The 25,825-nt window shown below is 62.7% G+C and carries 25 protein-coding genes; 20 read left to right on the top strand and 5 right to left on the bottom strand.

Features of this window, described 5'->3' with window-relative positions; genetic code table 11:
- The first annotated feature begins 3 nt into the window (after positions 1-3).
- The 19 genes from ACE3P0_RS02145 (at position 4) to ACE3P0_RS02055 (ending at position 18,603) form a co-directional block, all read left to right on the top strand.
- Complete coding sequence (locus tag ACE3P0_RS02145; protein WP_374399327.1) at positions 4-1,026, top strand: hypothetical protein; 1,023 nt, start codon at positions 4-6, stop codon at positions 1,024-1,026.
- 9 nt (positions 1,027-1,035) lie between these two features.
- Entirely contained in the window at positions 1,036-1,725 is a 690-nt protein-coding gene (locus tag ACE3P0_RS02140) for a trans-aconitate 2-methyltransferase (RefSeq protein WP_374399325.1), read from the top strand.
- Entirely contained in the window at positions 1,722-2,645 is a 924-nt protein-coding gene (locus ACE3P0_RS02135; RefSeq protein WP_374399323.1) for an FkbM family methyltransferase, read from the top strand. Before ACE3P0_RS02140 ends, ACE3P0_RS02135 begins: the two co-directional genes overlap by 4 nt.
- Before the next feature lie 2 nt (positions 2,646-2,647).
- The gene (locus tag ACE3P0_RS02130; RefSeq protein ID WP_374399321.1) at positions 2,648-3,721 is read left to right on the top strand and encodes a hypothetical protein; all 1,074 of its coding nucleotides are present in this window, start codon (positions 2,648-2,650) and stop codon (positions 3,719-3,721) included.
- A gap of 541 nt (positions 3,722-4,262) precedes the next feature.
- The gene (locus tag ACE3P0_RS02125) at positions 4,263-5,240 is read left to right on the top strand and encodes a GDP-L-fucose synthase family protein (protein WP_374399319.1); all 978 of its coding nucleotides are present in this window, start codon (positions 4,263-4,265) and stop codon (positions 5,238-5,240) included.
- 23 nt (positions 5,241-5,263) lie between these two features.
- Positions 5,264-6,433, top strand: a complete 1,170-nt coding sequence (locus tag ACE3P0_RS02120; RefSeq protein WP_374399317.1) for a DegT/DnrJ/EryC1/StrS family aminotransferase — start codon at positions 5,264-5,266, stop codon at positions 6,431-6,433.
- 169 nt (positions 6,434-6,602) lie between these two features.
- Positions 6,603-7,535: an NAD-dependent epimerase/dehydratase family protein gene (locus tag ACE3P0_RS02115; RefSeq protein ID WP_374399315.1), complete on the top strand. Its 933-nt coding sequence runs from the start codon at positions 6,603-6,605 to the stop codon at positions 7,533-7,535.
- Positions 7,528-8,103: an NUDIX hydrolase gene (locus ACE3P0_RS02110; RefSeq protein ID WP_374399313.1), complete on the top strand. Its 576-nt coding sequence runs from the start codon at positions 7,528-7,530 to the stop codon at positions 8,101-8,103. The genes ACE3P0_RS02115 and ACE3P0_RS02110 overlap by 8 nt, the downstream gene beginning before the upstream one ends.
- Complete coding sequence (locus ACE3P0_RS02105) at positions 8,096-9,589, top strand: radical SAM protein (RefSeq protein ID WP_374399311.1); 1,494 nt, start codon at positions 8,096-8,098, stop codon at positions 9,587-9,589. Before ACE3P0_RS02110 ends, ACE3P0_RS02105 begins: the two co-directional genes overlap by 8 nt.
- 10 nt (positions 9,590-9,599) lie before the next feature.
- A complete protein-coding gene (locus ACE3P0_RS02100) occupies positions 9,600-10,454 on the top strand; it encodes a transketolase (protein ID WP_374399309.1) in 855 nt (284 codons plus the stop codon).
- The gene (locus ACE3P0_RS02095; protein WP_374399307.1) at positions 10,451-11,389 is read left to right on the top strand and encodes a transketolase family protein; all 939 of its coding nucleotides are present in this window, start codon (positions 10,451-10,453) and stop codon (positions 11,387-11,389) included. Before ACE3P0_RS02100 ends, ACE3P0_RS02095 begins: the two co-directional genes overlap by 4 nt.
- Positions 11,390-11,399: 10 nt before the next feature.
- Entirely contained in the window at positions 11,400-12,404 is a 1,005-nt protein-coding gene (locus ACE3P0_RS02090) for a kinase (protein ID WP_374399305.1), read from the top strand.
- On the top strand, positions 12,388-13,119 hold the full coding sequence (locus tag ACE3P0_RS02085) for a nucleotidyltransferase family protein (RefSeq protein WP_374399303.1): 732 nt from the start codon (positions 12,388-12,390) through the stop codon (positions 13,117-13,119). Before ACE3P0_RS02090 ends, ACE3P0_RS02085 begins: the two co-directional genes overlap by 17 nt.
- The gene (locus ACE3P0_RS02080) at positions 13,116-13,694 is read left to right on the top strand and encodes a D-glycero-alpha-D-manno-heptose-1,7-bisphosphate 7-phosphatase (protein ID WP_374399302.1); all 579 of its coding nucleotides are present in this window, start codon (positions 13,116-13,118) and stop codon (positions 13,692-13,694) included. The genes ACE3P0_RS02085 and ACE3P0_RS02080 overlap by 4 nt, the downstream gene beginning before the upstream one ends.
- Positions 13,663-14,424: an SDR family NAD(P)-dependent oxidoreductase gene (locus ACE3P0_RS02075; RefSeq protein ID WP_374399301.1), complete on the top strand. Its 762-nt coding sequence runs from the start codon at positions 13,663-13,665 to the stop codon at positions 14,422-14,424. Before ACE3P0_RS02080 ends, ACE3P0_RS02075 begins: the two co-directional genes overlap by 32 nt.
- The gene (locus tag ACE3P0_RS02070) at positions 14,421-15,812 is read left to right on the top strand and encodes an AMP-binding protein (RefSeq protein ID WP_374399299.1); all 1,392 of its coding nucleotides are present in this window, start codon (positions 14,421-14,423) and stop codon (positions 15,810-15,812) included. The genes ACE3P0_RS02075 and ACE3P0_RS02070 overlap by 4 nt, the downstream gene beginning before the upstream one ends.
- Positions 15,805-16,878 (top strand): acyl-protein synthetase, encoded by a 1,074-nt coding sequence (locus ACE3P0_RS02065; protein WP_374399297.1) that lies wholly within the window; start codon positions 15,805-15,807, stop codon positions 16,876-16,878. Before ACE3P0_RS02070 ends, ACE3P0_RS02065 begins: the two co-directional genes overlap by 8 nt.
- A 7-nt stretch (positions 16,879-16,885) precedes the next feature.
- Complete coding sequence (locus tag ACE3P0_RS02060; RefSeq protein ID WP_374399295.1) at positions 16,886-18,097, top strand: acyl-CoA reductase; 1,212 nt, start codon at positions 16,886-16,888, stop codon at positions 18,095-18,097.
- Positions 18,094-18,603 (top strand): GNAT family N-acetyltransferase, encoded by a 510-nt coding sequence (locus tag ACE3P0_RS02055; RefSeq protein ID WP_374399293.1) that lies wholly within the window; start codon positions 18,094-18,096, stop codon positions 18,601-18,603. The genes ACE3P0_RS02060 and ACE3P0_RS02055 overlap by 4 nt, the downstream gene beginning before the upstream one ends.
- Here the strand turns inward: ACE3P0_RS02055 and pseG are convergent.
- The 5 genes from pseG to ACE3P0_RS02030 are packed head-to-tail and all read right to left on the bottom strand — an operon-like array spanning position 18,582 to position 24,555.
- The gene (pseG, locus tag ACE3P0_RS02050) at positions 18,582-19,625 is read right to left on the bottom strand and encodes a UDP-2,4-diacetamido-2,4,6-trideoxy-beta-L-altropyranose hydrolase (RefSeq protein WP_374399291.1); all 1,044 of its coding nucleotides are present in this window, start codon (positions 19,623-19,625) and stop codon (positions 18,582-18,584) included. The genes ACE3P0_RS02055 and pseG overlap by 22 nt on opposite strands.
- A complete protein-coding gene (gene pseF, locus ACE3P0_RS02045; RefSeq protein WP_374399289.1) occupies positions 19,622-20,317 on the bottom strand; it encodes a pseudaminic acid cytidylyltransferase in 696 nt (231 codons plus the stop codon). Before pseF ends, pseG begins: the two co-directional genes overlap by 4 nt.
- The gene (gene pseC, locus ACE3P0_RS02040) at positions 20,314-21,462 is read right to left on the bottom strand and encodes a UDP-4-amino-4,6-dideoxy-N-acetyl-beta-L-altrosamine transaminase (protein WP_374399287.1); all 1,149 of its coding nucleotides are present in this window, start codon (positions 21,460-21,462) and stop codon (positions 20,314-20,316) included. The genes pseF and pseC overlap by 4 nt, the downstream gene beginning before the upstream one ends.
- Complete coding sequence (gene pseB / locus ACE3P0_RS02035; RefSeq protein ID WP_374399285.1) at positions 21,459-22,454, bottom strand: UDP-N-acetylglucosamine 4,6-dehydratase (inverting); 996 nt, start codon at positions 22,452-22,454, stop codon at positions 21,459-21,461. The genes pseC and pseB overlap by 4 nt, the downstream gene beginning before the upstream one ends.
- Position 22,455: 1 nt before the next feature.
- Positions 22,456-24,555: a motility associated factor glycosyltransferase family protein gene (locus tag ACE3P0_RS02030; RefSeq protein WP_374399283.1), complete on the bottom strand. Its 2,100-nt coding sequence runs from the start codon at positions 24,553-24,555 to the stop codon at positions 22,456-22,458.
- A gap of 341 nt (positions 24,556-24,896) precedes the next feature.
- On the opposite strand from ACE3P0_RS02030, the gene ACE3P0_RS02025 reads away from it, so the two are divergent.
- On the top strand, positions 24,897-25,754 hold the full coding sequence (locus tag ACE3P0_RS02025) for a flagellin (RefSeq protein WP_374399281.1): 858 nt from the start codon (positions 24,897-24,899) through the stop codon (positions 25,752-25,754).
- The last annotated feature ends 71 nt before the right edge of the window (positions 25,755-25,825 follow it).

Here is a 25,825-nt window from a genome sequence, read left to right as displayed (position 1 = left end):
GCTGTGCGCCAACTCGGATTCAAAACCCCCGCCTATCGCCTATACGCCCCTTGGTTGCATCGGCTAACCCGGCTTCGCGGCTGGCTCGACAGCCGCTGGCATGGTGGCGGTCCTGACGAACAACGTGAGCTGACCAACATCTACTGGGACCGTTACCTGGCTGGCCGTTTCAACGAAGAGGCCCCTGCCCTGGGCGGCATCACTGCCGACACAATGAGCACCGGGGCAAGACGCAGCGACCGAGTCTTCATTCTTGGCTGCGGCGCGAGTATCGCCCGGATCGACGACGCTACCTGGCAGCAGCTGGCATTGTTCGACAGCATTGGCGTGAACTACTTCTACGTTCATCCTTTCCGGCCTCGCTACCACCTCATCGAAGTCGGCCGCTCAGCAGAGGCACTGGCGGCGGTCCATGACGAGCTACTCAACAACCCCGAGCGCCAGCATGAAATCGTCTACATGCAGATCCGCCATCTACTGAACAACGACTTCGTTCTCAACAGCGCCCCCGGACGGCCTCTGCTTCACTGCCCCCCCCAGCGAACCCGGCTCTACTCGCCAACCACCCTGCCCACCCGCGATCAGGCACTGCTGTCGCGCCTGCTCAAACGCTACTACCTGGCGACGCGCGAACCGCTCATCCACCACAGTTCCAACCTCGACTGCGCCATCAACTTCGCCGTGCGCCAGGGGTATCGCGAGATCTGCCTGCTAGGAGTCGACCTGAGCGGCAACCAGTATTTCTTCGATCTACCGTCCGATTCGCCAGCCTTTGCCCGCGCCAAGGCGGCAATTGAAGCCGACTATCGCGCTTGCCAGTGGGATCGTCAGCCGGACCAGATCCATGCCACCGCTAACCGAACCATCACTGACAAATTGGGTTGTCTGAGCATCTGCAACTACCTCCAATTGGTTGACCAAGCGGTGCTGAAACCTAACGGGATTCAACTTGCGGTATGCAATCCTCAGTCACTGCTGGTCAACCATATTTCCTATCGCGCGCTGGATGATGCGCTGCGCCACTAGGGTTAACCGATGTCCAAATCGAAAAGCTACATCTTCAAGGAGCGCGACGGCGAGCTGGCCTTTGTCGGCGATTTCGACGGTTACTACCGCGACAGCGACGACCCATGGGAGCAGTCCGCCAACGCCCAGATGGGGCGCTACTACCAGCTGTCTCGCGCACGGCTGCTGACCCTCGCCGCCACCAGCCCCAACCTCGGGCGCATTCTTGAGGTGGGCTGCGGCCACGGCCATGTCACCCGTCTGATCGCCGAGCGCTTTGCCGGCAGCGAGGTGTGCGGGCTCGACATCAGCAGCGTGGCCATTGCCGGTGCCCGCCAGCGCTATCCGCAGCTACCCTTTTTCTGCGCCAATATCGGTGCCAGCCCGCTGCCCCCAGCGCTGAGCAGCCAACGTTTTGGCCTGGTGATCCTTAACCAGCTGCTGTGGTACATCCTCGACGATCTGCCGCAGGTGCTGGCCAATGTGCGAACCCTGCTGGCCAGCGACGGCCGGTTGCTGATCAGCAACGCCTTTGCCCGCGAGCAGCGCTACGGCACAGCCATCATCGACCACTTCGATGGCGCCGTGCGCTACGTCCGCCAGGCCCCAGGCTACCGACTGCTGCAGGCCCGCTTCGATGACGACGGAGAAGAACATGATGACGGCCACCTGCTTCTGGCAGTCACGTCTGATACCCACTTCAGGAGTACCAACCAATGAATCGCCACGACCAGACTCTGGCCCTCCTCGAACAGCGTGAGGACATAATCTCGACCCTTGACGTCGCCGGTATCGGGCTGCAGTTCATAACCAATGCCTTGTTTCCCTATCAGCGCGTCTGCAGTTTGCTGGTCAGTGAACCTGAGACGATATCGTGGCTTCAGAGTGCTCCAGCAGGCAGTCAACTCTGGGATGTCGGTGCCAACATGGGCCTCTACAGTATCTACGCTGCCGCGGTCTGTCACTTGCAGGTCCGAGCATTCGAACCGGAGGCCGGCAACTTCGCTCTGCTCAACCGCAACATCATGCTCAACGATTTAGGAGGAGCCATTACCTCTTATTGCTGCGGCCTGAGCGACCATAGCGGACTGACCACCCTGTATAAGCACCTCGACTTTGAATCGTCTGCCATAAACAGCGTCGGAGTTGAATTGGATGCGCACCTGAGACCGCACAAAGCGATCCATCAACAGGGCGTCGCTGTGTTCAGTGGTGATGATCTAATCACTCACCACCACATTCCCCCTCCCGCATATATCAAGATTGATGTCGACGGAATCGAACACCTGATTGTGAATGGCATGAGCGATTTGCTTATGAACAGCTGCCAGTCCTTACTCGTTGAGCTGAACACCGAGTTGCCGGAGCACCAGCATGCGATACAGCGCATTACCGAAGCTGGACTCCAAATTTCTGAGGAACTCACAGCAATGACCACCATTAAAAGCGGCTACTGGAAAGGACTAGTCAATCTGATTGCACACCGCAATCCGATTACTCTTGATCAGATCCGTGAGCAAGTGAAGACAACCATTGAGACGGACAAGACCCTGGCCGCCTATCAACAGATGCTGGCTGACAACAGGGCCGCCTATGGTCACCCCGAAAGGGTCACGGTCAACTATCGGAAACACCGTTAATCATGACCGTCGTTGCCAACCTGGTTAACGAATTCAATCGCTGGCAAAGTGGCGATGTGGCGTCTGGCGAGAGAGTCTGTCGACGGCTCCTGCTATATGCGGTTGACTATGCCAGTCGCCATCCCAAACGGCACCTTGACAACCCATTTCTGACGCGAGCCAGAAGCGTCAAGGCCATGCTGGATACTTCACCGACACTGTTCGAGTACCTTTATTTCGGCTTGGCGGATCAGGGCCGGCTGGCCAGCATCATCAACTGCTCAGGAGAGCTGATCGGACGAGAGATCCACCTTCCGGTTTATCCCATCAACTCGCCGCGCACCGTCGTAGAAGGGGGTGTATTGCGAGCCAGTTTGCCTAGCGACATCGATATCCGGCAACTACACCAGATCCATCAGCAATGCCTGCTGGAGAATGAACAGTATCTGAGCCAGCATCCGCAAACTCGTTGGCAGGTAGATCAAGATGCGGGCCGAATCTGGACCCAAAATTATGAGAGCGAAGCACGCCGCCGGGGCTACTGGCTCAACGCATCCAACGCCCCTCCACGCGTGCAGTCCCTGATGTCCCATCCGCATCTAATTCAAGCAGCCAGCGACTTCAGCGGAACAGTCGTTGAGTGTGAGTCACTACTGTGTGAAGAACTGACACCGACCGAACTCAAGGCCGACCGTCGGGATTGGCACATCGACAAGCTCGCCGATCAAGTAAAGATCTTCATCACACTTGAAGATATCTCTGAACGGCATGGTGCATTGCGCTGGTTCAAAGACACCCTGCCCGAAAACCTCATGGTCGCCGGCTTACCTAGACCGCATCTCCATCACAGCTTTATCTATTCCGGCATGACGACATCCAACGTCAATTTCATTCCATCGTCATCAGTAGTGATTTCAGATAAACAAGAATGCTGTGCCGTGCAAAACACATCTGAAATGCTGCTACTGGATACACGAGTGATTCACAGTGGCAGCCCTTGTCTGCCCGACCATGTCCGTCGAACCATCACTCTGACATATCGTGTCCGCAGTTGGCGTAACGAAGCGCTGTGCAGCCTGCCCAATCTCTATGGTTAAGGGCAACAGCTGTATGCTGCTGCCACTATAGCTACCGATCAGGTGATCCTTTGAATCTCCGTGTTTTCTGGCGAGAGGAAATCCAACCTACCCCGCACACCGGAAACCCATCTGCGCATCACCGACTACCCCGTCTTTGTGGTGGGTGGTGACGATCTGCTTACGGTGCTCACACGCCGTCTCAGATCCTTGGCGCGCAGAGCGCCCGGAGTAAATTGGCCGGCTCGCCGTATTCGCAAACCTTGCCGTCCAAAACATGCTGGTATCGATAATGAGTCCGCAAGGACCCGACCTCGATATCGTCCTAGGACATCATCGGTCAGTGCAACTTCCTTGACCTTCTAGAACTCACACCACTCGGTGTCTGTGACGCGCACGACTGCAGATCGCTTGACTGCATGGTGCACACGGGTGTGATCCGGGAACAAATCAAAATCACTTCTTCGTACGAAGCGCCCGCGGTGCCATACCGGATTTTCGAGACGTCTTGCACCGCGCTCGCGGATGCGATGCCGATGCTGACTTGACTGCTGGAATACTCATGAACAAAGCCCCCTACAGCGATGTATCACGCACCTTCATCGCAGGCCACACCGGCTTGCTCGGTGGGGCGCTAGCGCGTGCCGGATCGCGCACGTCCGCACTGGTGCTTCGAACACATGCGGAGCTGAACCTGAGTGATCAGCCAGCGGTTGAGCACTTCATGCAAGCAGAGCGCCCAAGCCGCGTGATCCTTGCGGCCGCCCGCGTCGGTGGCATTCATGCCAATTCCACCTACCCGGTCGAGTTCCTTGCCGACAACCTCGCGATCTATACCAACGTGATCGAGTCGGCGCGGCGCGCCGGCGTGGAACGTCTGATCTTCGTGGGGTCGAATTGCTCTTACCCGCGAGCTGCCCCGCAACCGATTACCGAAGCCAGTCTGTTTCAGGGCGAAGTAGAGCCCACCAATTCGGCCTTCGCCATGGCCAAGCTGGCGGCAATAGAACTCTGCCGCGCCTGCAACCAGCAGTACGGCACACGCTACCTCGCGGTCATGCCGACCAGCCTGTACGGCCCGGGCGACAACTACGACCCGGCGAACTCGCATGTCGCCGCCGCGATGATCCGGCGCTTCGTGAAAGCCGCGAAAGACCGCACGCCGGTGGAGACCATCTGGGGGTCTGGTTCGCCCTTGCGCGAACTCCTCTACGTGGATGACTGCGCCACTGCGATTCACCTTCTTGCCGATCTGCCGGACGCTCAATTCGACGCACTGCTCGCCGCCAGCCGCTACCCGGTGATCAACATCGGCGGAGGCACGGAAGTCTCTATCCTCAAGCTGGCGCAGCAAGTTGCCGATATCGTGGGTTATACGGGCGAGATTCGTACCGACCCTGCGAAACCGGACGGCGTGCCGCGCAAGCTGCTCGACAATTCCCGGATGGCTGCGCTGGGTTGGCAAGCGAAAGTCTCGCTCGATGAGGGACTGCGACTTGCGCTGGCGGACTATCGGGCCCGCTACCCGGCAAACGACTGATCCCCGAACAAACGGAACGCGACATGTATTACGAACTGGCAGCAAGCACCTGGGGCGCCGAGGAAATCGCGGCGCTCCACCGCGTCATCGACAGCGGCATGTTCACGATGGGCGAGAACGTGCGCCGCTTCGAGGAGGCTTTCGCCGCGCGCTTCGGCAAGCGCCATGCGGTGATGGTCAACTCGGGCTCGTCGGCCAATCTGGTCGGCGTGGCCGCACTCTCGTTCAAGCAACACAAACCGCTGCAGCGTGGCGACGAAATCATCGTGCCCGCGATCTCATGGTCGACCACCTTCCACCCGCTGCAGCAGTACGGCCTCAAGCTGCGTTTCGTGGACGTCGATTTGCAGACGCTGAACATCGACGTCAGCCAGCTCGAAGCCGCGCTGACACCGCAGACCCGCGCAGTGATGGCGGTGAGCATTCTCGGCAACCCGGCCGAGCTGCCCACCTTGCGCGCCTTCTGCGACAAGCATGGCCTCTATCTGTTCGAGGACAACTGCGAATCGATGGACGCGAAGGTGGACGGCCGCTACACCGGCACCTTCGGCGATATCAACACCTTCAGCTTCTTTTTCTCGCACCACATCTCGACGATGGAGGGCGGGATGATCCTGACCGACGACGACGAGTTGTTCGCGCTGTGCCGTGCGATCCGCAACCACGGCTGGACGCGCGACCAGCCGCCCGGCAGCCCCTTGTACGAGAAGCGCGACGACGACTTCTTCGAGGCCTACCGCTTCATCGTGCCGGGCTACAACGTACGCCCTCTGGAGCTTTCCGGCGCCGTCGGGCTGGAACAACTGAACAAGCTGGATGGCTTCACCGCAGCGCGCCGCGCCAACGCGCGCCACTTCCAGGCGCTGTTCGCGAACGACCCGCGCTTCATCATCCAGCGCGAGAACGGCGAATCGAGCTGGTTCTCCTTCACGCTGATCCTGAACCCTGCGATGGACCTCGACCGGCGCCATGTGATGCGCTCGATGAAGGACGCGGACATCGGCTTCCGCATCATCACCGGCGGCAACTTCCTGCGCCACGACGCGATCAAGTACTACGACTACGACTGCGTTGGCGAAATCATCAACGCGAATACCGCCCATGATCGGGGCTTTTTCGTCGGTAACCATCCCTTCGATTTGCGCGATCGTATCGACACACTGCAGCGTGTGCTCGACACCGCAACCCGCTAAGGAAGGTCTGAAGAAGTGAGCGAGACGGATGCAGCGCAAGGCGCGGCGCGCGCAGCGACCAAGACATATCTGATGGATAGGCGCGGGAGTGAGCACGCCGTAACGCAGCGATGCGCCGTCGCAGCCGCTTATTCAGACCTTCCCCAACGCATAAAGGCTTAGATTCACCATGAAGATCCTGGTCACCGGCGGCGCCGGCTACATCGGCTCCGTCCTCGTCCCCGAACTGCTGGCGGCTGGCCACGAAGTCACCGTGGTCGACAATTTCATGTACAAGCAGGCCAGCCTCGGCCATGTCTGCGCGCACCCGAAGTTCGACCTGGTGCGTGGTGATGTGCGCATCGAGAACGTGATGAAGCCGCTCATCGCCAAGGCCGACGCGATCATCCCACTCGCCGCCTATGTCGGCGCCCCGCTCTGCGCGCGCGACCCGGTCGGCGCCTCGAGCACCAACCACGATGCGATCGAGATGATGCTGCGGCATGTGAGCCAGGAGCAGCGCATCGTGATGCCGACGACGAACTCGGCCTACGGCACCGGCGACGAGAACAACTACTGCGACGAGAACTCACCACTGAAACCGATCTCGCTCTACGCGATCGAGAAGGTGAAGGTGGAGCAGATGCTGCTGCAACACCCGAATGCGATCAGCTTCCGCCTCGCCACCGTGTTCGGCATGTCGCCGCGCATGCGGATCGACCTGCTGGTGAACGACTTCACCTACCGCGCCGTGAACGATCGTTTCATCGTGCTGTTCGAAGCCCACTTCAAGCGCAACTACATTCACGTTCGCGATGTGGTGCGTGCCTTCATCCACGGCTTCGAGAATTTCGAAACGATGCGCGGCCAGATCTACAACATGGGGCTTTCCAGCGCGAATATTTCCAAACTGGAACTCTGTCAGCGCATCGCACTGCAGGTGCCGGACTTCACCTTCCTCGAAGCACCGCTCGGCAAAGACCCGGACCAGCGCAACTACATCGTCTCGAACGAGAAGGTCGAAGCCACCGGTTACCGCACCGCCTATACGCTCGACGACGGCATCCGCGAGCTGATCAAGGGCTACCAGATGCTGAAGAACACGCAGTACGGCAATGTCTGACACACCGATCACCCTCCTCGCTCGCAAGGAAATCGCGCAGAACACGGTGTACCGCGTCTGCTTCGATCACATTCGCAGCTCCAACGGGGAGGAGGTCGGCAGTTTCCTGGCCGTGGTGCCCAAGGCACTGGGGGCCGATCAACTCGGTGGCGTGTGCGTGCTGCCGCTGGCCGTCGGCAAGGTCGGGCTGCTGAAAGTCTGGCGCCACCCGCTCGGGCGCAGCGGCTACGAAATTCCGCGCGGCTTCATCGACGAGGGCGAATCGGCTCTGGCCGCCGCGCAACGCGAACTGGTGGAAGAAACCGGCATCGTCATCGACGCAGCGCGTCTCGAACCGCTCGGTTACTTCACGCCCGAAGCGGCACTGCTGCAGGCGCGCGTCGCGCTGTTTGTGGCGCACCTGCCGGGCGCATTTGGCGCCGCAGGCCCCGAAATGGGCCACACCGGCTTCGACTGGCTGCCGGAGGCCGAGGTCCAAGCAATGCTGGCCCGCGGCGACATCGAAGACCCCGCGACCAACATCGCGTGGCTGCGCTACTCGCTGAAGAAGGGAGGCCAGCATGGCTGACACCATCGACGTCCTGCTGATCAATCCGGGCGACCACCGCGGCACCTATCAGGGCCTCGGCGAGACGATCGCGGCGATCGAACCGCCGGTGTTCGCCGGCCTCTTTGCGACCTACCTGCGCAAGAAGGGAAAGCGCGTCGCCATCTACGACGTTCCGGCCACGCGTGAATCCGCCGAACAGGCCGTCACGAACATGCTGGCGCAGTACGCCCCCAAACTCGTGGTGCTGGTGGTGTACGGCCTGCAACCCTCCGCCTCCACCCAGAACATGCCCTCCGCCGGCAAGATCGCGCGGCTGATCAAGGCGCAGTCCGATGTGCCGGTGATGATGACCGGCACGCATCCCGCCGCGCTGCCAGACCTGACGATGCGCGAAGAGCAGGTCGACTTCGTCTGCAGCCTCGAAGGCCCGGTCACGATTCTAAAAACCGTTGAAGCGCTTGAGGCAGGCACAAGCGACTTCTCGGAAATTCCGTCCTTGTGGTGGAAGCGCGGCAAGCTGGTGATGGCACCGCAATCGGCCGAGGCACTGGTGGCTGACCTCGATACCGAGATGCCCGGCATCGCCTGGGATCTGCTCGACATGTCCCGCTACCGGGCACACAACTGGCACTGCTTCGACCACATCGACCAGCGCACGCCCTACGCGTCGATCCATACCAGCCTCGGCTGCCCGTTCAAGTGCAACTTCTGTTGTATCAACGCGCCCTTCGGCAAGAACGCCTACCGCATGTGGAGCCCCGAGACCGTGGTCGCAGAAATCGACCATCTGGTGAAGACCTACGGGGTGAAGAACATCAAGTTCGTCGATGAGATGTTCGTGCTCAACCGCCGTCACGTCGAAGGCATCTGCGACCTGCTGATCGAGCGTGGCTACGACCTCAACATCTGGGCCTACGCGCGCGTCGACACCGTGAAAGACGACATGCTCGGCAAGCTGCGCGCCGCCGGCTTTAACTGGCTGTGCCTGGGCATCGAGAGCGGCAGCGAGCATGTGCGCGACGGCGCCGAGAAGTCGTTCGGCTCCGACGAGATCATCGACATCGTGCGCAAGATCCAGGCGCACGGCATCCGCGTGATGGGCAACTACATCTTCGGGCTGCCCGACGACACGCACGAATCGATGCAGGCCACACTGGACCTCGCACTGGAACTGAACTGCGAGTTCGCCAACTTCTATTCGGCGATGGCCTACCCGGGCTCGCAGCTCTACACGCTGGCGCAGCGTGAAGGCATTGCCCTGCCGCCGCACTGGGGCGCCTACTCGCAGCACGCCAGGGACACCATGCCGCTCGCCAACAAGGCACTGAGCGCGGCGGAGATCCTCGCCTTCCGTGACCAGGCCTTCAATACTTATTTCAGCTCGTCGCGCTACCGCGACATGGTGCTGGAGAAGTTCGGCCAGCCGGTGCTCGACCACCTCGACGAAGTGCTTTCGATCAAGCTGCGTCGCAATCTGCTCGAAGAAGCGCCGGTGACGGCCTGAGGAGATGCACATGAACGCTCGAGCCGAATTCCACGATCCCGCCACGCGGGCGAAACTGCTCGCCGACAAGGCACGCTGGGTGCGTGAGCAAACCCTGGCGATCCACCGCCGCGCACCGGAAACCCGCGTCGCATCCTCGCTGTCGGCCGTCGAGTTGCTGACAGTGCTGTACTACAGCGGCATCGCCCGGATCACGCCCGACGAGCCGCTCCACGACGAACGCGACCGCATCATCATCAGCAAGGGGCACGGTTCGATCTGCCTGTACCCGATTCTTGCTGACCGCGGTTACTTCCCGCTCGCGGCGCTGGAAACCGTGTGCAAACCGGGCAGCTTCCTCGGCGGCATTCCGGACCCGATCATCCCCGGTTACGAGACGATCAACGGCTCGTTGGGGCATGGTCTCGGCGTCGGCAGCGGCACCGCGCTGGCGCTTCGCACCAAGGGCAAGCCGCAGCGAACATTCGTGCTGCTGGGCGACGGCGAACTCAACGAAGGCGCAGTGTGGGAAGCGGTGATGTTTGCTGCCCACCATCAGTTGAAGAACCTGATCGCGATGGTCGACTGCAACGGCCGCCAGATGCTCGGCTACACCGAGAACGTCGTAAACCTCAGCCCGCTCGACGCCAAGTTCGCCGCCTTCGGCTGGCAGACGCACTCCGTGGAGGATGGTCACGACGTCGCGCAGCTGCTCGCCGGTTTCGAAGCGCTGCTCGCCTCCGATTCGCCCAAGCCGAAAGTGCTGATCGCCAATACGCTCAAGGGCAAGGGTGTCGCATCGCTCGAAGGCGCAGCACTGGCTCATGTGATGGGCGTCGGTCGGGCGGAGATCGACGCGATCCTCGGCGACGGAGGTGCGCCATGAAGACCACGATGCGCGACACTTTCCTTGCGACGGTGCTCGAAGAAATGCGGGCTTCGCCTGATGTCGTGCTCCTATCGGCCGACTTCGGTGCACCCGCCATCGACGCAATCCGCGCCGAATTCCCGGACCGCTTCGTCAACGTCGGGATTGCCGAACAGAACCTGATCAACCTCGCGACCGGCTTCGCACTCGAAGGCTTCCGCGTGATCGGTTACGCGATCGCGCCCTTCATCACGATGCGCTGCTTCGAGCAGATCCGCGTGAGCCTCGCGATCCTGTCGCAACTGCGACCGATGAATGTGACGCTGGTCGGCGTCGGCGCCGGTTTCAGCTACGACGTCTCGGGGCCTACGCACCACTGCATCGAAGATCTTGCGGTGATGTCGGCCTTGCCGAATCTATCGGTGTATTCGCTCAGCGACCACACGCAGGCGCCGCTATTCGCAAAGCACTGTCTCACCACGCCGGGCATCAAATACCTGCGCTTTGACGCCAAGCCGCACGAGCCGGTGTGCGATGCCGGCAACGACGGGCTGATCGAACGTGGCTTCCGCGTGCTCAACAGCGGGCGCGACCTCGCCATCGTCAGCACCGGCTACATGAGCCATGTAGCCTGGAGCCTGCTGCCCGAACTGCGCGACGAGGGCATCGACCCGCTGTTGATCGACCTGGTCGCCTACAACTGTGTCGACACCGCGGCGCTCGAAGCCGAACTCGCTCATGCGCCGCGTACGCTGCTGCTGCAGGAGGCGGTGCTTGACCGCAGCATCGAGAACTCGCTGCGTCGCATGGCCGGCGGCAAGCTCGAAGCAATGGGCGTCGGTGATCGCTACATCTTCGAGATCGGCTCGCGCGACCAGATTCACGACGCCGCCGGTATCGGCCGCGCGCAGGTGCTCGATCGCATCCTGCGACATCACGCAGCGCTCGCATGAGGGGACTGCCATGATCATCTGCCGAACCCCCTTGCGCATCTCCTTCTTCGGCGGCGGCACCGACTACCCGGTGTGGTACCGCGAGCACGGCGGCAAGGTGCTCAGCACCTCGATCAACAAGTACAGCTTCATCACGCTGCGCTACCTGCCGCCCTTCTTCGACTACAAGTACCGCATCCGCTACTACAAGCGCGAAGAGGTGAATTGTCTCGACGACATCAAGCACCCGGCGATCCGCGAATGCCTGCGCTACATGGGCGTCGAGCGTGGCATCGACATCGTGCACCACGGCGATCTGCCCGCGATGTCCGGGCTAGGCTCCAGCTCCAGCTTCACCGTCGGCATGCTGCACAGCCTGCATGCGCTCACGCACAGCATGCCGACCAAGCGCGAACTGGCGGTGAAGGCGATCCATATCGAGCAGAACGTGCTCGGTGAACAGGTTGGCTCGCAGGACCAGACAGCTGCCGCCTTCGGCGGGCTCAACCTGATCCACTTCGGCGGTCAGCAGGAGGTGATGGTCGAACCCGTGATCCTGTCCGCGTCCCGCCTCGCCGATCTGCAGAAGCACATGCTGCTGTTCTTCACTGGCCTTCAGCGCCAGGCCAGCGAAATCGCTGCCGAGCAGGTCAAGGCGACGCCGAAGAAGGCGAGCGAGTTGTCGCGCATGGGCGAGATCGTCGATGAATCGGTGCGAATTCTCGTCAACGTGGATCAACCGATTACTGAGCTAGGTCGCTTGCTGGATGAACAGTGGCAAGTAAAGAAACAGCTGTCGCACCTGATCAGCACGAATACCATCGACCAGATCTACGAAACCGGCATCAAGGCCGGCGCGGCGGGCGGCAAACTCTTGGGTGCGGGCGGTGGCGGCTTCATGCTGTTCATTGCCGAGCCCGAGCGCCATGCAGCGATCCGCGAGGCGCTCAAGCATCTGCTGTGTGTGCCGTTCCGCTTCGATACGCAAGGCAGCCAGATCGTCTACTACGCGCCCTTCGATGATGAACTCGCTTGAGCTTGCCGGTATCGATGCGCTTGTGCTGGCCGGCGGCCTCGGCACCCGCTTGCGCAGCGTCGTTGCTGACCGCCAGAAGGCCTTTGCAAGCATTGCGAACGAACCGTTCGCCGCGCGCATCTTCCGCCAGTTGCGCGGCGCCGGCGTGCGGCGGATCGTGTTTGCGCTGGGCCATCTTGCCGATTCGGCCGCCCCGATACTTGATCAGTGGCGCTGCGAGCGTGGCCCCGAGATCCTTACGTCGATTGAACCGACGCCGCTCGGCACCGGCGGCGCCTTGCGCCACGCGCTGCCGCAGCTTCACAGCAGCACGGTCCTGGTCTTGAACGGTGATTCCTTCGTCGACGCCGATCTGGCCGCGCTGCTCGCCACCCATCGCGCCGCGCGCGCAGCCATCACGCTCAGCGCGGTGCAGGTCACCGACGTATCACGCTACGGTGCGCTGGAGTTCGATCGCGACGGTCGCCATGTCAGCGCCTTCCGCGAGAAGCAGGCAAGCGGCGGCTGTGGCTGGATCAACGCCGGCATCTACCTGATCGAGCGCGACGTACTCGCCGCGATTCCCGAACGTTGTGCGGTCTCGCTCGAACGCGAAGTGTTTCCTCACTACACCGACGGCCGGATCGCCGCACGCTGCGAATCCCGCCCTTTCATCGATATCGGCACGCCGGAGACCTACGCCGCGGGAGCCGATTTCTTCGCGCGCGTCGCATGAACCATCGCAACGCCCTGTTCCTCGATCGCGATGGCGTGATCAACGAAGATCCGGGCTACGTGCATCGCGCCGACGACGTGCGCTTCATCCCCGGCATCTTCGAATTGGCGCGGGCCGCGCACGCCAAGGCCTACCAAATTGTCGTCGTGACCAACCAGGCCGGGATCGGTCGCGGCTACTTCAGCGAAGCGCAGTTCAATGCACTGATGCAGTGGATGCGGGCGCAATTCGCCGAAGCAGGCGCGCCGCTGTCGGCGGTGTATCACTGCCCCAGTCATCCCGAGCACGGAATCGGTGAGTACCGCTGCGAATCGCCAGATCGCAAGCCAGCACCCGGCATGCTGTTCCGCGCGCGCGACGATCTCGGTATCACGCTTGCCACGTCGATCCTGATCGGTGACAAACTGAGTGACACCGAGGCTGGCGCCAGAGCCGGCGTCGGTCACCGGCTGTTGTACGATCCGCAGCACGATGCGCCGGATGATCCGCACGCCAGCGCACGGATCGCCCAGCTCACCGATGCCATCGAATATCTGCAGCCCCATGCATCCCGACACCAGCTTCAACCTGAGTGACCGCGTAGCACTCGTAACCGGCGCCACCGGCGGCATCGGCGGCGCCATCGCGCGCAAGCTGATGATGCAAGGTGCCCGCGTCGCGCTCGCGTCGCGCAGCGCCGAGCGACTCGCCGCGCAGGTAGAGGCACTGCGGACTGAGGGGTTCGCCCCGCTGACCACACTGGCCTACGACCTTGATGATCCAGCGGCGATCGCAGCCGCCCTGAAGGGTTTTGCCAACACCTACAAGCGCATGGATATCCTGGTCAACGCCGGCGGCATCATGCAAGACGCGCCGCTCGGAATGATCAGCGCCGACGCGATCGACCGCACCCTGCAGGTCAACGTCGCTGCCACGATTCACCACATGCAGTACGCAGCGCGGCTGATGGCGCGGCATGGCAGCGGTAGCATCATCAACCTGACAAGCATCATCGGCGTGGTCGGCGGCGCGAATCAGACCCTGTATGCGGCCAGCAAGGCTGCCGTCATCGGCGCAACGAAATCCGCCGCGCGCGAACTCGCGCCGAAACACATCCGCGTGAACGCCATCGCACCGGGCTTCATCGACACAGCGATGACCGCGCACTACAACGATGCGGTTCGCGCACGCGTCATTGCCAACATTGGCATGGGTCGCCCCGGTAGCACGGACGAAGTTGCGAACGCCGCGCTATTCCTTGCGTCGGATCTTTCCGTCTATGTCACAGGCCAGGTGCTGGGTGTGGACGGCGGCATGCAGGTATGAGCTTCTGTTTGCTCGCCGGCGGCGCTGATGCGCCCGCATTGCTCGTCGGCAACCCGCTGCAGACGATCACCTACGGCGCGCTCGGCGCGGCCTGCGACGCATTCAACGCGATGCTGGGCAGGCGCGAGCGCAAGCGCCTCGGTTTCCTGCTCTGCCGTAACGATGTGCCAAGCCTGACCGCCTATCTTGCGAGCTTGCGCGCGGACGACTGCGCGGCGCTGCTGCCGGAAAACCTCCCCGACGCTGCGCTTGATGGGCTGCTCAAACGCTACCAGCCAGACTGGCTGCTCGGGCCCACTGCGCGTATGCAAGACCGCGAAGGTCTCGACTGGCACGACAAGCGTTTGATTTTTCTGCCACGCGATGAGCGCCCGATCCACCCGGAGCTGGCGCTGCTGCTATCCACCTCCGGCACCACCGGCAGCCCGCGCATGGTGCGCCTGAGCTATGCGAACCTGGCTGCGAACGCGGTGTCGATCGCCGAGTATCTTGAGCTGAACAGCAGCGAGCGGCCTATCACGACGCTGCCGATGCACTACTCCTACGGGCTGTCGGTCATCAACAGCCATCTGCATGTTGGCGCTGCGCTGCTGCTGACCGATGAGGCGGTGACCACGCGGCCGTTCTGGGATCTTTTCCGCGAAGGTGGCGCGACGTCGCTGGCTGGCGTGCCCTTCACCTGGCAGATGCTGGCGCGCCTGCGCATCGAGCGAATGGCTTTGCCGACCCTGAGAACGCTGACGCAGGCCGGCGGCCGGCTGTCATCCGAGTTGACTGAACACTTCCGGCAAGTGGCCGAGGCACAGGGCTGGCGCTTCTTCGTGATGTACGGGCAGACCGAGGCGACCGCGCGTATCGCCTATCTGCCGCCTGAACTGTTGGCCTCCAAGCTGGGCGCCATCGGCAAGGCGATTCCCGGTGGCGCCCTGTCGCTGGGCGACGAGGGCGAACTCGTCTATCGCGGCGCCAACGTCATGCTGGGCTACGCAGAATCCCGCGACGACCTCGCGACGGGCGACACGCTGAGCGGCGTGTTGCACACCGGCGACCTCGCGCACTGCGATGAAGACGGCATCTTCTGGCTCACCGGCCGCATCAAGCGCATCGCCAAGGTGTTCGGCAACCGCGTGAATCTCGACGAAGTCGAGACGCTGCTCGGCAATCAACTCGGCTGTGCGGTCGCTGTGCTCGATGAAGACGACGCACTCCGCGTGGTGCTGGCCGACTCGCGCCAAGAAGCGGCTGCTCTTGAGGTGCTGCGCAGCACGCTGGGCGTGCATCCGAGCGGCTTGCGCGTGTGCAGCCTCAGCGAGTTCCCGCTGACAAGCTCCGGCAAACTGGATTACCCGGTGCTACGCCTGCGACTGAAGGCCCAAAGCAATGGCTGACGGTAACCAGACGGTCGGCCCCTTCTCGATGCCGCAGGCCGAAAAGCGTGCGCGGCTGTTCGAACGCCTTTACACACTCAGCGCGCAGCACTACGTACACTGCGCGCCCTACGCGCGGATGCTCGACGCACTGCATGCCAATTGGCGCGCTGCCGACACGCTCGAAGCCCTGCCCTGGCTTCCCGTTGGCGTTTTCAAGCACTTGCGCCTCGCCAGCGTTCCAGACGAACAGATCATCCGCGAGCTGCGCTCTTCCGGCACCAGCGGCAGCCTGCCATCGCGCGTGTTTCTCGATCGCGAGACGGCGGCAAACCAGACGCGCGCACTCGCGCGCATCGTTGGCGATGTACTGGGCCGTGCCCGCCGGCCGATGCTGGTGGTAGACCGCAATGACCTGCTGCGCTCCGGCGAGGCGCTATCGGCGCGTGGCGCTGCGGTGCTCGGCTTCGGCAACTTCGGCCGCCAGCACAGCTACGCGCTGCAGCCCGACCTGGCACTCGATCTAGATGCCGTCCGCGACTTTCTCACCCGCTTCGCCGACGAGGCGGTGCTGGTGTTCGGCTTCACGTTCGTCGTCTGGCGCGATCTCGTGCAGGCGCTCCGCTCACGCGGCGAGCGCCTCGCCTTTCCCCCAGGGAGCATCCTGTTGCACGGCGGTGGCTGGAAGCGACTGACCGACCAGCAAGTCGGCAATGCGCAGTTCAAGCAAGGCGTGGCGGAGACGCTCGGCATTGAGCAGGTGCATAACTACTACGGCATGGCCGAACAAGTCGGCTCGATCTTCATGGAGTGCGGCGCCGGGCGGCTGCACACGCCGGACTATGCGGAAGCGATCGTGCGCGATCCTATCAGCCTCGCCCCGCTGCCACTTGGCAGCACCGGCGTGATTCAACTGCTCAGCGATCTGCCCGGCAGCTACCCCGGCCACAACCTGCTGACCGAAGACATCGGCGCCACTCTCGGCGAGGACGATTGCCCCTGCGGGCGAATGGGTCGCACGCTGCGGGTCGACGGCCGCCTGCCGCGCGCGGAACTGCGCGGCTGCAGTGACACCCGCGCGGCCTGAGGACACCATGGAACTGATACTTCCCCGTCGTGCCGACGACAGCGCGCGCGCACAACTCGACGGCCTTGGCGAGCGCACCCTGCAGGCTTTCGACCCACGCACGCTCGCATTCCTGAGCGACTTCTCCGCAAGGCTGCTGCAAGACCATGCGTTGCGAACCGCCCCCGAACTGGTCGCGCTGGGTTACTGGTTCCGCCCCGCGGCGGTAGAAGTGCTGCGGCACAGGCACGCAACGCTGGCCTCCAGTGGCGTGCTACGACCGCGCGGCGTCGTGTTCCATGTCGCACCGGCCAATGTCGACGCGGTCTTCGTGTACAGCTGGTTCCTCTCGCTGCTATGTGGAAACCGGAACATCGTGCGGATCTCGCGCCGCGACAACGCGCATCGCGCGACTTTGCTGCAGTTGCTGGCCGATACGCTCGCCGCACATCCGCATATCGCCGCGTGCAACGCGGTACTCGCCTACGAACGTGATGATGCCATCAGCGCCGAGCTATCGGCGGGCTGCGGCTTACGCGTCGTATGGGGCGGCAACGACACGGTGGCGCACTTTCGCCGCATCCCCCTACCGCCGCTCGCGACCGAACTCGTCTTTCCGGATCGCCAATCCTGGGCGCTGCTGGATGCAGGCTCGCTCCTCACGGCCAGCAACGACGCAGTCCGCCGCCTTGCGAGCGCCTTCCATAACGACGCGTTCTGGTTTGCGCAGCAGGCCTGCTCGTCGCCACGCGCAGTGGTGTGGATTGGCGACACAACCCAGGTTGCGCAGGCAAAGGCCCGCTTCTGGCGAGCAGTGAGCGAAGAACTCGCACGTCGCGGTGAAACACCGGATGCGAGCGAACTGGCAAACCGGCTCGTCGCGGCCCACCGCGCGGCCGCCGTGGCGCACGTCACCGCGCACGGCAACCTCAGCGATTGGCCGCTGCGGCTTGATGCAGATGCGTTTCCCCCCGATCTGCGCGGCGGGCACTGTGGCTACGGCTTGTTCTACGAAATCACCCGCGCAAAGCTCGGCGACACGCTCGATCTGTTCGGCGCCGCCGATCAAACAGTGGCCTACTTCGGCTTTGAGCGCGCAGCCCTCACCAAGTGGGTGCAGGCCCTGGCAGATCGCGCGGTGGACCGCGTCGTGCCCATCGGCGAAGCACTGCGCTTCGGCGATTATTGGGACGGGCACGATCTGCTGACGGCTTTTTCGCGTCATGTGGTGATCGCGTGAGCGCGCCGCAGCACACCACCTTGCGCAGGGCGGTCGACGCGGACTCCGCCGCGATCCTCCGCTGGCGCAACCACCCGGAAGTGCGCCGTGTGATGTTCACCGAGCACGAAATCAGCGCCGCCGAACACGCACGCTGGTGGGCCAGCATCAAGACCCGCGACGATTACCAGCTACTGGTAATCGAGCACAACGCGGCGCCCTGCGGCGTGGTGACTTTCTCGCGCTGTGCCGACGATAGCACCGCCTGGCTATGGGGTTTCTACTTGGACCCTGAAGGCTTCGCCGATGGCCTCGAACGGCTGCGGGCCTGGAACGGCATGGAGGTCGCGTCGCTCGCCTGGGCTCAGGCGCAACTTGCCGCAAACGAGGTACGTTGCGAGGTGTTCGCCTTCAACACCGCGGTGCTGCAGATGCATCTGCGCCACCGTTTTCGCGAGACCGGGCGTTATCAGCGTCGGCGCGGCGAAGCAATATTCGACGTGGTTCAGCTCGCGCGCAAGCCGTAGAGGCGTTCCGCGACCCGCGCAGCGCCCAAGCCATCGCAGTGGCGCGCCAGCGCCTCGCCCATCGTCTGCAGACCTTCCGCATCGGCAAGCATGGTTTTGACAGCCGCCGGCAATCGCGCAAGCACGTCCGGCGACAACATGCCGAGATCGATGCCTTCGCCGACTGCGGCCAGCCGACGGCTCAGGGTTAACTGGTTATCCGCAATCGCGATGGTGATGCCGGGCAGCCCAAGGCAGGCCCGCTCCCACGTCATCGTGCCGCCCGCGCCGATGAATAGATCCGCAGCGGCCATGCGACTCGCAACGTCACCCGCGCCGATCGTGAGGTTCGCGCTCGGCAGGCAGCCGCAAAGATCGCGCAGTGCCTGCTGGTGCGGATTCCCGGCACCGACAACGACGTCCAGTTCGAACCGCGACGCGAGCGGCTTCAGGGCCTGCAGCACTTGCCCGGTCGCGTTCGGCGCATCGCCGCCGCCGAAACACACGAGCACGCGATGCGGCGGATCGTGCCTTGGCGAGCGAGACGCACGCGCGGCGGCGAACTCCGCTCTGAGCAGCGCCCATGCCGGGCCAAACAGCGTTTCGCAACCGGGTGGCAGCAAGCCGGCATAGCGCGCACCCGGATCGTCGTGCCAGTTCTGATCGAGCAGCAGCCGGCAAGCATGCGGCCGATCGGCCAGGTCATCGATCGCCATCACCGCACCGACCTGCGCGGACAGGGCTGACTCCCATGCTGCGTCGAGCCGGTAGTGATCAACGACAAGCCAATCCGTAACCGACCCGCTCGCCAGCGCCACTGATGTGGCCGCTGCGTCCGCACAGGGGGCGCTATCGCCGACGTCGATTACGCGAAGGGCGAACCCTGCCGCGGAGATCGCGGCAGCCGCTGCGTTGCCCCCTCGCCTGCACACGAACATGCACTGCGCGCCGCGAACACGTAACGCATCGGCAAGCGCGAGGCAACGCATCACATGGCCGTGGCCAATGTCCGGCGACGCATCAGCGCGGAAGACGACCTTCATTCGCCCGCTTCACGCATCGCGCGGAACAACCACTCCGCCCTGCGCCAATCCTCTTCGGTGTCGATGTCCTGCACCCGATGGCGCGGCAACAGGAACATCTGCGCCCGCGGCCCGAACATCGGAACGTTGTCGCGCCAGTGCTGTGCGTCGCCAACGTAGAACTGGCCGGCATCGTGAAAAGCTTCGGGAAGATCCTGCGAGCGCTTGCCGATGTGCTCGGGGAACATCGGCCCGAGTTGGCCCTGCGCATCCAGCGTGATGGCACGCAGGATCGGAAAGTCGAAGGTCGTTGCGGTGAACACGAAACAGGCGCCGCTTTGCTGCAGTGCAGCCTCGGCTGCGACCAGGTCCTGCGCCCGCACGAAGGGCGCCGTGGCATAGAGGCAGCACACCGTCGTCGGCGTTTCGCCGGCCGCCGCGTACCAGTCGATCGCATGCACCACCACCGGCGCAGTACCAACATGGTCGTCTGACAGCGACGGCGGGCGGATGAAGGGCACCTGCGCGCCCCACTCCTGCGCTACGGCGGCGATACCGGCATCGTCGGTCGACACGACGACACGGTCGAAAAGCTTGCTCTCGAGCGCCGCCGTAATCGACCACGCGATCATCGGCCGGCCCGCAAACGAGCGGATGTTCTTGCGCGGAATACGCTTGCTGCCGCCACGGGCGGGAATCACGCACAGTTTCATTTGAGCGCCTCGCTCAGTGCCGCAACCACGCTGTCCTGCGCAGCCTCGGTGAGGTCCGCATAAAGCGGCAAGGACAAGGTACGCTCGGCATACCACTCGGCGACCGGGAAGTCGCCCGGCGCGAAACCAAGCGCCCGGTAGTAGGGCTGCAGATGAACCGGCAGGTAATGCACCTGCACACCGATGCCGGCATCGCGAAGGTGTTCATACACCAGCCGGCGCTGCGCCGCGTCGCGCAACAGCACCGGGTAGAGATGGTAGGCCGACAACGCGTCGGGGCGTTGCCACGGCCGCTGAAGCGGCAATGCCGCCAGAGCCTCGTCATACCGCCGCGCGAGCGCCCGGCGCCGTTCGAGGAATCCGTCGATCCTTGCAACCTGACTGGCCCCCAACGCAGCCTGCAGATCAGTGATGCGGTAGTTCCAGCCAAGCGCCTGTTGCTCGTAGTACCAGCCGCCTTCATCCTTCTGCAGCAGCCGCTGCGGATCGCGCTCGATCCCGTGACTGCGCAGCCGGCGTGCGGATTCAGCGAGATCCGCGTCGGCCGTCAGCAGCATGCCCCCCTCGGCCGACGTGACGATCTTGACCGGGTGGAAGCTGAATACCGTGATATCGGCCACCGCCAGTGCGCCGATACGCTGATCGCGGAAGGTAGCGCCGATCGCATGTGAGGCATCTTCGATAAGCCGGAAGCCGAACTCGGCTTTCAACTTCGCAATCGATTCGTAATCGCAGGCTTGCCCGGCGAAATCGACGCTCACCACCACATCCGGCAATGCACTTGAAGCGCGTGCCGCGCGCAGGCGCCGTTCGAGGTCATGCACATCGATGCAATAGCTTTGCCGGTCGATGTCCACGAAACCCACATCTGCGCCGCAGTAGCGTGCACAGTTGGCAGACGCGACAAAGGTGTTCGGCACCGTCCAGACCCGCGACCCCGGCCCGACACCCAAGGCCGCGCAGGCAACATGCAGCGCCGATGTGGCGCTATTGACTGCCACCGCATGCTGCGCACCGACATAGCCAGCGACTGCCGCCTCGAAGCGCGGCACCGCCGGCCCTTGCGTCAGCCAATCAGAGCGCAGCACCGCTTCGACGGCGGCGAGATCCTCGTGCGAGATGCTCTGGCGGCCGTACGGAATCATGTTGCGCGAGCCAGCAGGCTGCGGATCGCGTCGACCGTCAGGAACTCCGGGTTGGTGCCGGAGCTGTATTCAAAGCTGTCCTCAACCGGCATGCCACGATCACCCGTCGCGTCGATCTCGTATTCCGGCTCGGTGACGAACTGGATGCTCGGCTTGATCACATAGTGGTTCGGAAACTCCAGCGTATGGAAAGCGTCGTCGACCGGCACCATCACCTCGTGGAGTTTCTCACCGGGTCGGATGCCTATGATCTTGCGGGCGAGCCCGGGCGCGATCGCGTCGGCCAGATCGCCAATCCGCGCGGATGGAATCTTCGGCACGAACACCTCGCCGCCGTGCATGCGCGCAAAGCTCTCCAACACCAGATCGACACCCTCCTGCAGCGTGATCCAGAAGCGCGTCATGCGCAGATCCGTGATCGGCAGCTCGGTCACACCATCGGCAACCAGCTTCTGGAAGAGCGGCACGACCGAGCCGCGCGAACCGACCACGTTGCCGTAGCGCACCACCGAGAATCGCGTGCGCTGCCGACCTGCGAGGTTGTTGCCGGCAACGAACAGTTTGTCAGAGGCGAGTTTCGTTGCGCCATACAGGTTGATCGGGTTCGCCGCCTTGTCGGTCGACAGCGCGATGACCTTCTCAACCTCGTTCGCGAGCGCCGCCTCGATCACGTTCTGCGCACCGTGGATATTGGTCTTGATGCACTCCATCGGGTTGTACTCAGCCGCGGGCACCTGCTTGAGCGCCGCGGCGTGCACCACATAGTCGACGTCGCGCATGGCCTGGATCAAGCGCTGGCCGTCGCGCACATCGCCCAGGAAGAAGCGCATGCACGGGTCGGTGAAGTGCTGCGCCATCTCGTACTGCTTGAGTTCGTCGCGTGAGAACACGATCAGGCGCCGTGGCTTGTAGCGTTCCAGCACGGTGGCGATGAAGCGCCGCCCGAATGAGCCAGTACCGCCTGTTACCAGAATGCTCTTGTCGTTGAACATGTCAGTCCTTACGCGGTTCCGGCAGGGTGCCGGTGGTGGCGAGTGCATGCAGGGATTCAATGTTCTCACGCCCGGCGCGCAGGAAGCGCAGGAAGAGATCAAACACGACCCGGCTGAAGGCGATCGCCTGGGCGTCGTTACGCGTCAGGGCAAAGCAGTCCCATGCGAAGCGGCCCATATGCTGCATCGAACCGCGCATCAACGGGAAGATCTGGCTCTCTTGATGCTGTGGATGGAAGAAGTAAGCGTGCATGTCGGCCAGCCGCTCGAACAATTCGGCGCGGCGGGTAACCGGAGGTTCGAACAGCGCGGTGAGATCGGCGACGACGGCATCGAGCTGAACAAGCAGCGACTGCAGGTTGCTACCCATGTCATCAAGCACGCCGCGCATGAATGACTGCGAGATCGCCTGTCGCGCTGCCTCACGTGCGGCCGGCGATGATCCAATCTGCAGCGCGTCTGGGCGAACCGTGTGCGCGCCCGCGATCTGCGCACCGTCGTTCGGGTTGAATACACGCGCATCGGGAAAGTCAGCAATCGAGCGCTGCATCACGTCACGCGAGTAAGTGAGCTGTTCGGTCGAAAGTACGACACCGTCGAAGTTGGCCGGAATCGGCGTGCCGCTGCGGTGAAGCCAATGGGTCCCGGCGACCATGCCGGCGAGGTATCCCTCTTTTGCGGCACCGTTGTCCTGGTAGTAGATCGAGTGGCGCGAGTGATGTACGCCCTCCGGGTGGAAACCCAAATCCACGCCGAACAAATACACCTCGCGAAAGCCCATCTTCAACACGAAGTGGAGCCCACCGTTGGTGCAGGTTGGATTGGTCCGTATCCGCGGCAGGCGCGAATCGAAGTCGAGCATGTTCGAACCGAAGTCGATCTCCTTCAGGAAGATGCCCGGCTGAGGCGTCAGATCAAACACCGCCGGACACATGATCGCGGATGCAATCAGCGGCGTATCGGCGAGCACAGCACGTGTCGTGGGCGTATCCAGCACCCTGAAGGTCGCCGCGGTACGTTCGATCTCGATGTGAAAATCGGGCTTGATACCCGCGTTGGCGAGCGCTGACAAGGCCGTGCCGCACGAGAAGATGACAACGCGATCGCGGCATTCGCGCAGTACCGGCAGCAGGCCGTCGAGCGACGGGCCCGCGCCAACAACGATCGCGACCGCATCGTCCGGCACCACGCCACCGCCGACGAACACCGGGCGCCGTGCGAGCGAGTTCTCAACCGCGTGCTTGAGACCCAGCAACTCGTCGTCAAAGAAGCCCCAGCCGCGAAACAGGTTGCCGAGGTCAGTCCGGATGCGCTCCCACAGCTCGCGCACAGGCTCCGAGTCATAGTCGTGAAAGAACAGCGCGGCGCCCTGCACGACATAGGGCGGCGCATGACGTTGAATCGCTGCCAGCACACTCGCCGACAGGATGCTGATGTGTGGATGTAAAGCGATCGAAAAACTGCGCCCGCGGCTGGCAAAGCGCTGATACAAGGCCACGTAGTCGACGAAGTACAGCGACAGGTTGAGGCGCTCGACTTCGGTATCGACGATCACGAGGTTCTGGATCTCGTAGGTATCGACAAGCCGATCCAGGTGCCAACCAAAACCGCTGCCGAACACCACCACCAGCGGCTGCACGCGATGACCGAAGTAGGGGCGTTCGAAGCGCTCACCGCTGCCCGGACAGACGCGCTGGAATTCCTCCACCAACTCGGCACGGAAGCTCGGTTCGATCGGCCGGAAGAAGTCGGGGTTCAAACCGTGCTGTGTGATCTGCCCCACATCATCGAGGTACGACGCCTCCACCCACACCCGCGATCGCCCCTGCTCTGATTCAAAGACCTCGAACAGGGTGCGGCCGAGATCGGTGAACTCGCGCAGCGTTCCAACGAAACGCCCGCTGTAGATCCGCACGTTGGCATCCGCATCGACTTCAAAAGGCGCCGGCAACTGCGTCGCCATCAAACGATCGAACACCGCCGGAAAATTGGTGTGCAGGAAATACAGATTCGCCTGGTAGGTCGCGTATAGCTTCTGGATATACGCCTCCTGAAGCGGCGTCCAGTTCTCGCCGACTGCGGCGGATTGATCCTGAGTCATGTTCTTTATCTCGTCTGCCTTGAACCAAGGGGCGACACGGCGCCGGACTTTCCGCGATTGTGCGCCATCAACCGCCGCCGCGATCCGCTGAAAAGCAGCGCCAAGCCTACCTATTTCGGGTCATCCATTGCGCCACGCGCCGAGCGGGAAATCTAACCCTAAAGGACAAGCGCATGGGGTCGTAAATGGACTTACTGCGGCGCACAACACTTGGCAACTTGCAGATTTTCCTAAAGTTTTCCGGTGCAACGTCGTAATCACACTCAAGCGCAACGACGCTTGAATCGATCGCAAAGACGATCGCTAGTACATACGGAAACGGAACGACAAGGAGTAGCAAAATGGCACTCACCATTAACACCAATGTGTTCTCGCTGAACGCACAACGCAACCTGGCCACCACCCAGACGCAAATCGCAACCCCGCTGCAGCGCCTCTCGTCCGGCCTGCGGATCAACAGCTCGGCAGATGACGCCGCCGGTCTGGCAATTTCGGAGCGCATCGGCTCCACGGTGCGCGGTCAAACCGTTGCAATGCGTAACGCCAACGACGCCATCTCGATGGTTCAGGTGGCAGACGGTACGGCAGCAAAAGTCAGCGACAACCTCCAGCGGATGCGCGAACTGGCCGTGCAGGCGGCCAACGGCACCTACAACTCCGGTGACCGCGCAAACATCCAAGTGGAGTTCCAGGCGCTGCAAGCGGAAATCACCCGTATCGCGCAGAACACCAAGTTCAACAACATCGCGCTGACCGATTCGAGCGCCGCAGCCTCGTTCAGCTTCCAAGTCGGCGCAGCCACCTCGGCGGACAACCAGATCACGGTTAATAGTGCGGACCTAACCGCCAGCACGGGTTTGTCAGTCAGTTCGTCCTCGATCAACGTCGGTGGCAACGTCGCCGCGTCGCTCGGTGCCGCTCAGGCGCTTGCCGCAATCGCCGCGATCGACACTGCGATCAACACGGTTACGACCACCCGCGCCGGTTTCGGTGCTGCGATCAACCGTACGCAAGCCGTCATCAGCAATCTGCAGATCGCGGTCGAGAACCAGTCGGCCGCACGTGGCCGCATCGTTGATGCCGACTTTGCATCGGAAACCGCGAACATGACCCGCCTGCAGATCCTGCAACAAGCCGGTACCGCGATCCTTGCGCAGGCGAACGCGATCCCGCAGCAGGCACTGAGCCTGCTCCGCTAACCCTGAACTTGATCTAGCCGGAACGGGGTGGCCCTGAAAAGGCCGCCCCATCAGGCCAGGGTAGGAGAAGG

It is taken from the genome of Niveibacterium sp., from assembly GCF_041909475.1.
GTDB lineage: Bacteria > Pseudomonadota > Gammaproteobacteria > Burkholderiales > Rhodocyclaceae > Niveibacterium.
The sequence above is the reverse complement of the archived record's forward strand: the minus strand, read 5'-3'. Positions and strand labels throughout refer to the sequence as shown.

Excerpts from the sequence above, each read along its gene's own strand:
- ACE3P0_RS02140 (WP_374399325.1), top strand. The coding sequence starts at position 1,036 with ATGTCCAAATCGAAAAGCTACATCTTCAAGGAGCGCGACGGCGAGCTG.
- ACE3P0_RS02135 (WP_374399323.1), top strand. The coding sequence starts at position 1,722 with ATGAATCGCCACGACCAGACTCTGGCCCTCCTCGAACAGCGTGAGGAC.
- ACE3P0_RS02130 (WP_374399321.1), top strand. The coding sequence starts at position 2,648 with ATGACCGTCGTTGCCAACCTGGTTAACGAATTCAATCGCTGGCAAAGT.
- ACE3P0_RS02125 (WP_374399319.1), top strand. The coding sequence starts at position 4,263 with ATGAACAAAGCCCCCTACAGCGATGTATCACGCACCTTCATCGCAGGC.
- ACE3P0_RS02120 (WP_374399317.1), top strand. The coding sequence starts at position 5,264 with ATGTATTACGAACTGGCAGCAAGCACCTGGGGCGCCGAGGAAATCGCG.
- ACE3P0_RS02115 (WP_374399315.1), top strand. The coding sequence starts at position 6,603 with ATGAAGATCCTGGTCACCGGCGGCGCCGGCTACATCGGCTCCGTCCTC.
- ACE3P0_RS02110 (WP_374399313.1), top strand. The coding sequence starts at position 7,528 with ATGTCTGACACACCGATCACCCTCCTCGCTCGCAAGGAAATCGCGCAG.
- ACE3P0_RS02105 (WP_374399311.1), top strand. The coding sequence starts at position 8,096 with ATGGCTGACACCATCGACGTCCTGCTGATCAATCCGGGCGACCACCGC.
- ACE3P0_RS02100 (WP_374399309.1), top strand. The coding sequence starts at position 9,600 with ATGAACGCTCGAGCCGAATTCCACGATCCCGCCACGCGGGCGAAACTG.
- ACE3P0_RS02095 (WP_374399307.1), top strand. The coding sequence starts at position 10,451 with ATGAAGACCACGATGCGCGACACTTTCCTTGCGACGGTGCTCGAAGAA.
- ACE3P0_RS02090 (WP_374399305.1), top strand. The coding sequence starts at position 11,400 with ATGATCATCTGCCGAACCCCCTTGCGCATCTCCTTCTTCGGCGGCGGC.
- ACE3P0_RS02085 (WP_374399303.1), top strand. The coding sequence starts at position 12,388 with ATGATGAACTCGCTTGAGCTTGCCGGTATCGATGCGCTTGTGCTGGCC.
- ACE3P0_RS02080 (WP_374399302.1), top strand. The coding sequence starts at position 13,116 with ATGAACCATCGCAACGCCCTGTTCCTCGATCGCGATGGCGTGATCAAC.
- ACE3P0_RS02075 (WP_374399301.1), top strand. The coding sequence starts at position 13,663 with ATGCATCCCGACACCAGCTTCAACCTGAGTGACCGCGTAGCACTCGTA.
- ACE3P0_RS02070 (WP_374399299.1), top strand. The coding sequence starts at position 14,421 with ATGAGCTTCTGTTTGCTCGCCGGCGGCGCTGATGCGCCCGCATTGCTC.
- ACE3P0_RS02065 (WP_374399297.1), top strand. The coding sequence starts at position 15,805 with ATGGCTGACGGTAACCAGACGGTCGGCCCCTTCTCGATGCCGCAGGCC.
- ACE3P0_RS02060 (WP_374399295.1), top strand. The coding sequence starts at position 16,886 with ATGGAACTGATACTTCCCCGTCGTGCCGACGACAGCGCGCGCGCACAA.
- pseG (WP_374399291.1), bottom strand. The coding sequence starts at position 19,625 with ATGAAGGTCGTCTTCCGCGCTGATGCGTCGCCGGACATTGGCCACGGC.
- pseF (WP_374399289.1), bottom strand. The coding sequence starts at position 20,317 with ATGAAACTGTGCGTGATTCCCGCCCGTGGCGGCAGCAAGCGTATTCCG.
- pseC (WP_374399287.1), bottom strand. The coding sequence starts at position 21,462 with ATGATTCCGTACGGCCGCCAGAGCATCTCGCACGAGGATCTCGCCGCC.
- pseB (WP_374399285.1), bottom strand. The coding sequence starts at position 22,454 with ATGTTCAACGACAAGAGCATTCTGGTAACAGGCGGTACTGGCTCATTC.
- ACE3P0_RS02030 (WP_374399283.1), bottom strand. The coding sequence starts at position 24,555 with ATGACTCAGGATCAATCCGCCGCAGTCGGCGAGAACTGGACGCCGCTT.
- ACE3P0_RS02025 (WP_374399281.1), top strand. The coding sequence starts at position 24,897 with ATGGCACTCACCATTAACACCAATGTGTTCTCGCTGAACGCACAACGC.